Source organism: Micromonospora arborensis, assembly GCF_003205615.1.
GTDB lineage: Bacteria > Actinomycetota > Actinomycetes > Mycobacteriales > Micromonosporaceae > Micromonospora > Micromonospora arborensis.
On sequence record NZ_PYBV01000027.1, the window covers coordinates 187,216 to 198,607 of the forward strand.

Below are 11,392 nucleotides of genomic sequence, written 5' to 3' on the forward strand. Positions count from 1 at the left end.
TGACGCCGACCGCGTCTCAGAGGGCCTTGCGGGACAGCACACGCTTGAGATCCGCAGGGGTGAGCGCACGGGCCAGCAACACCGCTCCGCCGAACATCGCACCGGCCAACGCCGCCTCGACGGGCCAGGGAAGCCGGACCAGCCACAGTACGAGGATCGTGACCGCACCGACGACGAAGACACTCGCCATCTGGCGCACCGGAAGCCTTGACGCCATCGCCCGAGCGGCGAGAAGACAGGTCGCGACGCCGATGACCAGTTCCGTTCCTGCGGCGACCGCTGCGGCACCTGTGGCTCCCCACTGGGCACATGCCCAGAACTGGGCAGCGAGGTTGACGACCGCCACCGAGACGGTCAGGACAGCGATCGGCCGCACGAGGCCCAGCGCGGAGCAGATCGTCGTGCCAACATAACCCAGGGTGACGCCGATGAAGGCCACGGCCAGCAGGATCAGCGGCGCGACCGCCGGACCGAACTCGTCGCCATACAGGTAGGCGACAAGAGCGGGGGCAAGCGCGATCAGCATGACCGCCGTACCCACGCCGATCACTGCCCCGGTACGTGTCGCCAGGCTGAAGATCAGGGTCCGGCGATGTGGGTCCATTGACATGCTGTTGGCGACGATCGGTAGCAGCGGGGCCACCAGCATGGCCGGGCCGAGCTGGGCGACGTCCAGGAACTTGTACGCGGCCGAGTAGTAGCCGACCTCGGCAGCTCCTTGGAGATGGAACAGGATGACCGAACCGAGGCGGTAGTAGGCCATGACGGCCAGCGCGCTGATCGCGAGCGGCCAGCTCATCGCGAAGATCCGACCCGCTTCCGCCCACGAGGGCCGACCGAGTGGTACGAGCCGCCGGTTGATCGCCACGCCGACGCAGGTCTGCAACACGACGACGGCGACGAAGAACCAGGCGAGCAGGACGACGTCGCCGCCGATACCCGCGATGACGACTACCGCGACCAGCCAGAGAACCCCCTGCACGAGCGCGAGGATGGCCGAGACTTCGGGCCGGAAACGTGCCATCGCCCCGGCGGTGAGGATGGACGCCGCAGACAGCGGCGTCGCGATGGCGACGACGCTGACGACGGCACTCGAATCGCCGAACAACCCCTGTGCGGCGCAGATCAGCAGGGCCACCGTCGCGGCGAACGCCACCGACGTGCGGATGACCAGGCCGGTGCTCAGAATGCGGCCGGCCGCCGCCTTCTCCCGTGCGATCCGGGAGCTCACGGTGATCGTGGTGCCCATGTCGGCGACCTGCGCCGCCGCCGTGCCGAGGGTGAGCGCCAGGGCGAAGACCCCGTACCCCTCCGGGTTGAGGTAGCGGGCCAGCACGGAGGTGGTCGCCATGCCCACAACCATGCCCAGCAGCCTAAGCCCGAGGGAGATCGCCGTGGCCGTGCTCAGGCCACGGGCCGACCGGGCGCCGCCGGTCGGACCGCCGGGCTCGTCGATCGTCCCGGCGTCCGCCGGAAGGGTGCCGACCATCGCAGCATCGCGGTCGCCCGGCCCAGTTGTCATTCGGTCGGTCGCGGTCATGTAAGGCACTCCCCAAAGATTTGCTCGTACGCGTCCAGCCAGGTCTCGCGGCCGTGGCGCTGCTCGACGTACGACTGCCCGCTGCCCCGCAGTTCCAGCAGCCCTTCTGCTGCCCCGGGAGTCAACTCTGATGGACCACCGATCACGAGACCTCCACAGCCTGGCACCAGCTCGGTGCCGGGGTCGCCGTGGAACGCAACGACGGGCAGGCCGGCGGCGGCGGCCTCTAGGACACAGGTCGGCGTGCCGTCGGTCTCCGCCCCGCAGTAGAGGTAGAAGTCGCTGGCCGCGAGGAGCTCCGGCACGTCCTCGCGATGGCCGGTGAAGTGCACGTCGGCGCTGCCGGCACTCAGCCGTTCGAGCCGCTCGCGGTCCGGTCCGTCTCCCACGACGACAAGCGCGCTCTCACTGGCGAGCGCCGCCGCGATCGCCCGGTCGTGACGCTTGGCCCCGTGCAGGCGCGACGCGAGGACGGCGACCCGGCGATCCTGGAAATGGGGCGGCAGCAGCCGCTCGCGCAGGGCCGCCCGCGCCTCGGCCGGTGGAGCGGCGAAGCGCCGCGTGTCGATCGAGTTCGGAACAACGACGAGCTTGTCCCGGCCGATCACCGGTTCGAGGTCGCGTGCGACGGCCTCGCCGACGCAGACCACCCGGGAAACATGCTCCGCAGCGCGCGCGTAGCCCGCGAGGAGTAGGCGTCCTGCCGGCCCGCCCATCCATCGTCCGTGTTCGGTCCAGATCACTGGCGCCCGACGGGACAGGGGTGCGGTCAGGGCGATCTGCTCTCGCTTGAACTGGAGATAGTAGATGGAGGCGTCGGCGACGACCTGCGTCCGGTGCCGCTCCAGGGGAACCCTCAGGAGCCCCGCCGCCATCGTCTTGCGCGACCACTTCGGCCCGAGCCCGATCTCCCGCCGGTCGAGGCCGTGCTCCTCCCAACCCGGGCACTGGCCGTACAACATGACCTCGTGGCCACGTGCGCGCATACCCTGCCCGAGCGCGACGGTGTGTGCTTCCGCGCCACCGGCGGTGTCGGAGACGGAAATCATCGCAACGGTCAGCGTGGACAAGGTCGTCCTCTTCTCAGCCGACACGAGTCCGGCCATCGGTCCGGCTCTGCTGAGCGGCGTTGTACTCGTGGAGGTAGCGCCCGGCGGCGTCTGCAGTGTCGAGCGGCTGCGCCCCAGTGTCGTACGCGGCGACGATGGCGTCCCGTACCGCCTCGACGCTGGTGTCACGCGCGACGGCGGTGGCAAGTTCGCCCAGCCCACCGCACGGCACCACCGCCGTCGGCACACCCAGCCGGGCTGCCACCGCGAGGACACCGGACTGGCTGGCGATCTGATAGGGCGCGACGACGACGTCGGCGGCGGCGACCAGCGCGGTGAAATCGTCGACGTCCAGGTAGCGGTAGTCGGTCATCACCGCGGCCCCGGTCTGCGCGACCAGCGCGTCCACCTGCGTGCCCGGTCCCAGGTCCTCGCCGACCACCGCTCCCCGCCAGCCGGGGAGGCCCGCCAGGGCCTGGACGAACAACCCCGGATTCTTGTCGGCACGGACCTGACCAGGCAGCAGGGCGAGCCGGCCACCATCCGGGTTGAGTTCGGCCCGCCAGCGTCGGACCCGCGCCGGGTCGGCGGGTGGCGTCCACTGCACCAGGGGAACCTGCGCGACGTTCGCCACCCCCCGGTCGAGCAGCAGCCGCCGGTCGGCGTCCGAGTAGACGAGGACCCGATCGGAGCCCTCGAGCGCGCTGCGCAGTGCGCGGCCACCCCCTGGGGCGTTCGACCGAACGAAGGTGTTGTGCGGGCTGGTGACGACGGTCGCGGCGCGACGCCGGGCCACCGACACCAGTTCCGGGGTCAGCGCGAACATGCCCTGGATGTGGACGACGTCGTTCGAGTCGATCGCGCGGTGGAGGTGCGGCAGCGTCCGGACGACGTAACGGGCCGACGTCCGAGCCTGCCGGACCACCCGGTTGGAAGAGGCGCGGTGCCAGCTGACGCACCGGCACAGGCGGACCGTGGCAGGTGCCGCGTCGCAGTCGTCGGCGGTGTGGACGACCACGTCCACACCGAGCGTCACCAGGCCGGCGGCCACCTCGACGGTGTGGTTGAAGACACCACCCCGACCACCGGACTCGATGAGGTGGACACGCCGGATCACAGGGCCGCCTTTCGGGTGACGAGGGCCGCGATGGAGTCAACCACCTCGGCGACCGTTCGGGACCAGCCGAGCGCCTCACAGCGTCGCCACCCGGTCAGCTCCCGCGCGTGCCGGGTGGGCAGGTCACGCACCGCGTCGACGACCGCCATCGCGAAGGAATGCGGATCGTCCGCCGACCAGTAGGCGTCGGCGTCCCGCAGGGCGTCCGGTAGGCCCTGGGCAGCGAACGGGCTCATCACGACTGAACGCCCACGCGACATCGACTCGGTCAGCTTGAGTTGTGAACCGCCGCCGGTGGTGGCGGGCGCGACGGTCACCGCCGCACCGGCGTACGCCTCCGCCACGTCGTCGAGGGTGCCGAGGATGGTGACCCCCGGAATGCCGGCCAACTCCTCGGCCAATGCCTCGCTCCGCCGGCCGGCGACCACCAGGCGGGTCTCGGGGGATTCGGCGTGCACAAGGGGCCAGACGTCCCGCACCAGCGTCCGCAGCGCCAGCACGTTCGGCTCGTAGTCGTACGACGCCAAGGCGAGCACGTACCCGTCGGCCGGCGACGGATCATACGGCCAGATGTCGACGCCGTTGGGGGCCAGGATGACCTGCCGGGCCCACTTGCTCAGGACGTCCAGGTCCGACTGCGCGAGCGCGACACAGATTTCGGCATGAGCCGCGACCCTGGGCTCCCAGAAGCCGGCCTTGGCCGCCTCGGCGCGGCGGGCCATCCGTTGCCAGCCCTGAGCCGAGGTCACCAGGGTCTGTAGACGTTGACTCTCGATGTTGGCGAACTCGACGATCTGTGGCACCCGACGGGACTGCGGGGGTGCCCACGCTGCCAGGTAGGAGTGTGACCAGTACACCGCGTCGGGCTGGAAGTCGGCGCAGAGCGCGTCCAGGGATTCGGCGATGGGCACCATGTAGTGGCCGCCCAGGTGGGGTCGACCGGAGGCTCGGGTGCGGACCGTCGAGGGCGGTGACCAGGGCAGCGGACGGGTCTCGACCGGCGGATCCACCTGGCGGTTGCCATGATCGGGGAACGTGACCAGCACCTCGACATGCTTGCTCAGCGCCTCTGCAACCCGGGCGGTCCGGATCCGCCCTCCATGCTGAGCCGGCCAGGGCGGCTCGACGCTGACGACCAGGACCCGGCTCATACCCGCACCACCCGATTCCCCGTGTGCGACCGCGCAGCGGCCGCTGATCGATGCCCCATTGCCCGCTAACGTCCCCGGGCCAGTTCGGTTTGCAGGAGCTCCCGCAGCACCGCGCCGCGGCCCTCCCAGCCGTGCTCCGCAGCACTCGTCATCCGATCGGTCACGACGGTGTCGGAGACCGGTTGAAGCAGCTCCACCACGCGGTGGGCGAAGTCGTCCACCGCGGCCATCGTCACGTGGGGGTTCGTGCGCGCCAACTCCGTCACCGACGGAAGCCCGGTGCTCACGACGGACAGCCCCGAGGACAGGTACTCGAAACACTTCAGTGGGCTGACACCCCGGGTGTAGTCATTGATCGAGTACGGGATGAGCCCCACTGCGCACGTACCCGCCACCTCGGCAAGCTGAGCGGGCGTGAGGACGCCGAGGTGGCGGGCCCCGAGTTCCTCGAGGCGCCGCAGCTCCGCGTCGAAGCTGCCACCACCGGCTGCGAGTGGACCCGCCAGCAGCAGCTCGCCACGACCACGAACTGCGGTAGCGACAGCTTCGAGGATCCGCATGTCTAGCTTGTGAACGGTGAGATTGCCCGAGAACAGGACGGCGGGACGGCGCTCGGCCGCCGGGCGACTGGCCGCCGTGAAGACCGAAACGTCCGCCACGTTCTGCAGCAGCTCGACCCGGGGGAACCCGGCGGTGACGAGGTGCTCGTGCACCGCCTGACTGGTGGCGATAGCAACGGAGGTACGCGACGACAGCGTCTTCTCCCCGCGGCCTACAGCGACACCGTCCACGCCAGGGAACGTCGCCAGTAGGTCGACGCAGTGGTAGATGACTACGTCCGCCGTGGCTTCCAGCCCGTACGTGACCGGAGTGAACGTCCACAGGACGCGCGGGTGAGGGCTGCGGAGCCAGGCGCTGGTGGCACGCCGGAGCAGTGCCCGGTTGAGCGGCAGCGTCGGAGCGCGATGCACCGGGAGCACGAGGGGTGACACGATCTCTGCGTTGACCGGGCGAGGCCGGTGCGCGGGCGTCTCCGCCTGCTCGCGCATGGCCCGTTTGACTCTGCTGGCCATCCGGACCACATCGTCACGACGGAGTTTGGGTCGACGCAGGCCCAACGATTCTACGAACGTCACGTTCGCGCTGCGTGCGAGCTCCCGTGCGACGTAGTGCTGGTTGGTCGCGATCGGTGAATCCCATTCGGCCGTTCCCAACATCAGCACGTTCGGCAGGGAAACCTCGCCGAATCGGGCCTGCTCCGGCACTGACGCCGTCACCATAAAGTCATCTCCAGCTCGCAGCGCACTCAGAACCGTCGAAAGATTAGGGGAGGCGGCACGGAAATCCAAGGCCGGGGTTCTCCTGCCCCCAGGGGTGTCCGGAGCGGCTACGCCTCGTCCGCCAACCAGGTGGCAATGTTCGTCTGGAAGGCTTGCGGCGTGAACCGTTGGGCGTTCGCCATCGGCCCGGACGGAGGCAGCAGCGCCGCCTGGCGGATCGGGTCCACGTACGCAGCGGGGTCGGTCTCGTTGAGAAGAAACCCGGTCTCGCCGGTGATCACAGTCTCCAGCAGCCCACCACGGGCCCAGCCCACTACGGGCGTGCCGCAGGCCTGCGCCTCCACCGGGATCATGCCGAAGTCCTCGAGCGCCGGGTAGAGCAGCGCCACGGCGCCCCAGTACAGCTCGCGGAGCCGCTCCGTGGTTGGCCGAAACTCAAACTCCACCGGCACGTCGACGCGGGCGGCCAGCCTGCGGAGGTTCTCCTCCTCCGGCCCACCGCCGGCAATCACCAGCGGCAGCCGGGCCGCAGCGGCGATCTCGATCATCAGGTCGAAGTTCTTATAGGGGATCCACCGGCCAACGCCCAGGAGATAGCGGCGGTCCTGGTTGCGCACCTCCGGTGGAGCCGCGCCGAAGTACTCCACCTCCACTGGAGGATTGATCACCCGGGCATCGCGGCCCCAGAAGCGGCGAATCCGCGCCTGGACCTCCATCGAATTTGCCGCGTAGCTATGGACGTGCCGGCTCAGCCGCTTGTCCCCGGCCTGCAGCACGGCGCGCATCGGTGCGAGCACCGCGTTCGCGCCCCGCTGGTCCAACTCGGGGCTCCAGACGTAGCGGGCAGGCGAGTGCACGTAGCTCAGATGCCGAGTCTCGTCCGGGTCGCCAATCTTGACCGTGTGCGCGAAAGCGTGGCTCGACGAGATGACGAAGTCGTACTTCTTACGGGTCAACGTACGCCAGGTCAGCGGCATCAGGGGGAGCGCGAGCGCCTTGCTGCGCCGCAATGGCGTCTTGGCCATCCAGGACTCGTGGATCTCCTGGTTGACCGTGGCGTCGTCGTCCTTCCAGAGGACGAAGCGATCCGCGTGTGGCACCACGTCGGCCATACTCAGGAAGACCTGCTCCGAACCGCCGGTCGCGCCGAACCATTCGTGGATCAGAGCGACCGACCGGTCGGCGAGAGGCCGCAGACCAGTTTCGGGTGTGGACGAAGTGAGGCTCACTGATTTTCCCTTCCAGGCAACCGGGTCACCGGTCCCGTGCGGTGCAACAAAGATTCAGGTCGAACTTGTGGTGACGGACCCGGCGGGCGTGCTCAGAAGACGGTGACATCCCGGATGTAGCTGGCGAAACGGCGCAACTGGAAGGCATCTGCCACCGGTGCGGTCATCCGGATTACCACCTGCCGGTCGATCGTCCCGGCCTCCCCGCTGCGGATGTACGCAACGACGACCAGTCCGTGCCGCTTCGTACCGTTGGCCTCGATGATCTGCTCGGCGTAGCTCGAGTGCTGGCCGCTGCGAATCCATTGCGCACCCCATGCCTCCTCGACGGCGCGCATGGCGTTCTGCCACTGCTCGTTGCACGGCGCGGGACAGCTTCGCACGACCAACTCGCCACCGATCATCTGCTCGCCCGACGCCGCGTTCCCGCAGTTGTACGAGATGAAGCCGTCGGAGCGGGCCGCTAGCGCGCACTTCCAGTCCATCGGAAGTTTGACCGGGAAGCCAACGCCCTCGAGGTTGGTCAGGGTCTGCACCTCGTCACGCTCGTTGTACTTCGGCCACTGGGTCGGCCACGCGCCGGGCTTCGGCGGCTCGATGCCAGGTGCCTGCGGCGGCGACGTGGGCAGCGCTGGCGGTCCGCTGTTGCCACCAGACGCGGTGACCGTGGGCGTGTCCTTCGCACCGGTGCCCTTCCAGATCGCCAGGCCGCCGCCCCCCGCCAGCACCACCAGGACCAACGCGGCGATCCCGATCCAGAGCCCGGTGCGCCGGGGTGGCGGCGCGGACGGGGTGATGCGGCGCACCGGCGCGGCGAACGTGTCGGCGCTCGGCCCACTCACCGGGGAGACGTGCGCGGCCGGCGGTGACGAGGTCACCGTGGCCGGCGAGATGGGCACGCCGGAGATGGGGTGCGTGGTCGCGGACACCAACTGACCGGGGGTCGGGCCGGTCTGCACGGCCCATGGCGCCTGCGGTCCACCGGAGATCGGCTGCGGTGGGGCGGACACCGGCGGGGCGGACACCGAAGGCGGGGCGGACGTCGGTGGGAGAGCCGGCGGGGCGGGGGTGTAGTCGACGCCGAGGGCCCGGAACAGCTTCTCGGCACCGGAACCCTGCTCGGCCGAGTAGGCCACCCAGGGTGTGGCGGCGGAGAAATCGGCGTACGTGTAGGGCATCGGATCGGCCGACTTGGCCAGCAGGTCGGCAGCCCCGGCGAACGCCTCACGCCAGCCTGGTGTGGCGGCCACGGCGGCGTCGAGCACCGCAACGGTGACGAAACGGCCCTGCTCGTCAATCGCGGCCCATGCCTTTCCCACCGGAGACCCGCCGAGCGCGTGGGTGTACCTGTAGGGGCCTTCCGGCTGCATGCGCACTCCTCCGTTGAACCGCCGTGCGGATAGTACCGACCGTCGGCCAACCCGGCCTGCCCCGCCCGGGGTGGCCGGCGGCGAATGAGACCGCTTGCCAGTGAAAGTTCTCATGCATAGAGTCGGCGCATGAATGACGGGACTGCCGTCGCACCCGTGGACCGCGTGATCGACCTGTTCCAAGGGGTGCGGCTCACCCCCACCCAGCGCCGGATCGCGCACTGCCTCGTGCAGCACGCCCCCACCGTGGCGTACCTGTCCGCCGCCGAGGTCGCCGAACTGGCCGGGGTCAGCCAACCGTCGGTCACCCGGTTCGCCGTCGCGCTCGGCCACGACGGCTACCCGGCGCTGCGGCGCCGACTGCGCGACCTCACCACCTCCACTTCGGACGGATCGACGGACGCCGGCAACGAACTCCAGCAGGCGGTACGCGCGGAAATCGGCAACCTGGACCGACTCGCCGCCCAGTTGGCCGACCGGGACCGGATCGCCGAGACCGGCCGCCTGCTCGCCGCCAGCCGCCCGCTGCCAGTGCTCGGCCTGCGCGCCGCCGCGCCGCTGGCCGCGTACTTCGCCTACTTCGCGGCCAAGGTGCACCCGGACGTGCGGGTGCTCGACGACGGCGGCAGCCTGCTCACCGACCGCCTGGAGCAGGCTGCCGAGGCCGGGGCGTCCGCCCTGCTCGCCTTCGTGCTCCCCCGCTACCCCCGGGAGACCCTGGACGCGCTGCGCGACGCCCGCGCCGCCGGGCTGACCGTGGTGGCGATCACCGACTCACCGGTCAGCCCCGCCACCGAGTACGCCGACGTGGTGCTGCCCGCGGCGGTCGGCGCGCAGCTCGTCTTCGACCTGCACACCGCCCCGATGACCCTGGCCATGGTGCTGTTGCAGGCGATCTGCGACGCCGCGCCGGCCGACACCCAGCGCCGGCTGGAGGCCTTCGAGGCCTCCGCGGCCCGCCGTCAGTTGTTCCGCGGATGACCGGAGGAGACCCGAGATGACCCAGCCCGTCCGTGCCGCACGGGGCAGCAAGCTCACCGCCCGTGGGTGGCAGCAGGAGGCCGCCCTGCGGATGTTGATGAACAACCTCGACCCCGAGGTGGCCGAACGCCCCGACGACCTGGTCGTCTACGGCGGCACCGGCAAGGCGGCACGGGACTGGCCGTCGTACCACGCGTTGGTCCGTACGCTGACCGACCTGCGCGAGGACGAGACGATGCTGGTGCAGTCCGGCCGCCCGGTCGGCGTGCTGCGCACCCACGAGTGGGCGCCCCGGGTGCTGCTGGCCAACTCGAACCTGGTCGGCGACTGGGCGACCTGGCCGGAGTTTCGCCGGTTGGAGCAGCTCGGGCTGACCATGTACGGGCAGATGACCGCCGGTTCGTGGATCTACATCGGCACCCAGGGCATCCTCCAGGGCACCTACGAGACGTTCGCGGCGGTGGCCGCGAAGCGGTTCGGGGGCGACCTCGCGGGCACGCTGACGTTGACCGCGGGCTGCGGTGGGATGGGCGGCGCGCAGCCGCTCGCGGTCACCATGAACGGTGGCGTCTGCCTGATCGTCGACGTGGACCGCACCCGACTCGACCGTCGGGTGCACGACCGCTACCTGGACGAGGTCGCCGACTCGCTGGACGACGCGGTGCGGCGGGTGCTCGACGCGAAGCGGGACCGGCGCGCGCTCTCCGTTGGCGTGGTCGGCAACGCCGCCGAGGTCTTCCCCGAGTTGCTGCGCCGCGGCGTCGCCGTCGACATCGTGACCGACCAGACCAGTGCCCACGACCCGCTGTCGTACCTGCCGGTGGGGGTGGAGCTGGCCGACGCCCGCGACTACGCGGCGGCAAAGCCGGCCGAGTTCACCGACCGGGCCCGCGCGTCGATGGCGACGCACGTCGAGGCGATGGTCGGTTTCGCCGACGCCGGCGCCGAGGTCTTCGACTACGGCAACTCGATCCGCGGCGAGGCGCAGCTCGCTGGCTACCAGCGTGCGTTCGACTTCCCCGGTTTCGTGCCCGCGTACATCCGGCCGCTGTTCTCCGAGGGCAGGGGCCCGTTCCGGTGGGCGGCGCTCTCCGGCGACCCGGCCGACATCGCGGCGACCGACCGGGCCATCCTGGAGCTGTTCCCGGAGAACGAGCCCCTGGCCCGGTGGATCCGGCTGGCCGGCGAGCGGGTCGCCTTCCAGGGCCTGCCGGCACGGATCTGCTGGCTCGGGTACGGCGAGCGGGACAAGGCAGGCGTGCGGTTCAACGAGATGGTCGCCTCCGGTGAGCTGTCCGCCCCGGTCGTCATCGGTCGGGACCACCTGGACGCCGGCAGCGTGGCCAGCCCGTACCGGGAGACCGAGGCAATGGCCGACGGCTCCGACGCGATCGCCGACTGGCCGCTGCTCAACGCCCTGGTCAACACGGCCAGTGGCGCCTCCTGGGTGTCCATCCACCACGGCGGCGGGGTGGGCATCGGCCGGTCGATCCACGCCGGGCAGGTCTGCGTGGCCGACGGGACCGCCCTCGCCGGGCAGAAGATCGAGCGGGTGCTCACCAACGACCCGGCGATGGGCGTGATCCGGCACGTCGACGCCGGCTACGACATCGCCCGTGACGTTGCGGCCCGCACCGGCCTCCGCACGCCGATGACCGAGGGACCCGCGTGAGCC

Annotated in this window: 9 protein-coding genes; 2 read left to right on the forward strand and 7 right to left on the reverse strand. The window is 70.4% G+C overall.

From position 1 onward, the window contains the following. Positions 1-16: 16 nt before the first annotated feature. The 7 genes from C7C45_RS21585 to C7C45_RS21615 all read right to left on the reverse strand — a co-directional run bounded on the left by C7C45_RS21585 (position 17) and on the right by C7C45_RS21615 (position 8,736). The gene (locus tag C7C45_RS21585; RefSeq protein WP_110565492.1) at positions 17-1,540 is read right to left on the reverse strand and encodes a flippase; all 1,524 of its coding nucleotides are present in this window, start codon (positions 1,538-1,540) and stop codon (positions 17-19) included. Continuing rightward, entirely contained in the window at positions 1,537-2,610 is a 1,074-nt protein-coding gene (locus C7C45_RS21590; RefSeq protein WP_167454781.1) for a glycosyltransferase family 4 protein, read from the reverse strand. Before C7C45_RS21590 ends, C7C45_RS21585 begins: the two co-directional genes overlap by 4 nt. Positions 2,611-2,623: 13 nt before the next feature. Next, positions 2,624-3,706 (reverse strand): glycosyltransferase, encoded by a 1,083-nt coding sequence (locus tag C7C45_RS21595; protein ID WP_110565494.1) that lies wholly within the window; start codon positions 3,704-3,706, stop codon positions 2,624-2,626. Then, complete coding sequence (locus tag C7C45_RS21600; protein ID WP_110565495.1) at positions 3,703-4,857, reverse strand: glycosyltransferase; 1,155 nt, start codon at positions 4,855-4,857, stop codon at positions 3,703-3,705. The genes C7C45_RS21595 and C7C45_RS21600 overlap by 4 nt, the downstream gene beginning before the upstream one ends. Positions 4,858-4,922: 65 nt before the next feature. Beyond that, on the reverse strand, positions 4,923-6,122 hold the full coding sequence (locus tag C7C45_RS21605) for a glycosyltransferase (RefSeq protein ID WP_244200490.1): 1,200 nt from the start codon (positions 6,120-6,122) through the stop codon (positions 4,923-4,925). 122 nt (positions 6,123-6,244) lie between these two features. Continuing rightward, positions 6,245-7,366, reverse strand: coding sequence for a glycosyltransferase (locus C7C45_RS21610; protein ID WP_244200491.1), 1,122 nt, complete (start codon positions 7,364-7,366; stop codon positions 6,245-6,247). A gap of 92 nt (positions 7,367-7,458) precedes the next feature. After that, complete coding sequence (locus C7C45_RS21615) at positions 7,459-8,736, reverse strand: hypothetical protein (protein ID WP_146247368.1); 1,278 nt, start codon at positions 8,734-8,736, stop codon at positions 7,459-7,461. A gap of 129 nt (positions 8,737-8,865) precedes the next feature. Between C7C45_RS21615 and C7C45_RS21620 the strand changes: the two genes are divergently transcribed. After that, a complete protein-coding gene (locus C7C45_RS21620; protein WP_110565498.1) occupies positions 8,866-9,717 on the forward strand; it encodes a MurR/RpiR family transcriptional regulator in 852 nt (283 codons plus the stop codon). Positions 9,718-9,733: 16 nt separating this feature from the next. Next, positions 9,734-11,389, forward strand: a complete 1,656-nt coding sequence (hutU, locus tag C7C45_RS21625; RefSeq protein ID WP_110565499.1) for a urocanate hydratase — start codon at positions 9,734-9,736, stop codon at positions 11,387-11,389. Positions 11,390-11,392: the final 3 nt, after the last annotated feature.

Bases quoted from the DNA above. Each gene is read 5' to 3' on its own strand.
- C7C45_RS21585 (WP_110565492.1), bottom strand. From the start codon at position 1,540: ATGACCGCGACCGACCGAATGACAACTGGGCCGGGCGACCGCGATGCT.
- C7C45_RS21620 (WP_110565498.1), top strand. From the start codon at position 8,866: ATGAATGACGGGACTGCCGTCGCACCCGTGGACCGCGTGATCGACCTG.
- C7C45_RS21600 (WP_110565495.1), bottom strand. From the start codon at position 4,857: ATGAGCCGGGTCCTGGTCGTCAGCGTCGAGCCGCCCTGGCCGGCTCAG.
- hutU (WP_110565499.1), top strand. From the start codon at position 9,734: ATGACCCAGCCCGTCCGTGCCGCACGGGGCAGCAAGCTCACCGCCCGT.
- C7C45_RS21615 (WP_146247368.1), bottom strand. From the start codon at position 8,736: ATGCAGCCGGAAGGCCCCTACAGGTACACCCACGCGCTCGGCGGGTCT.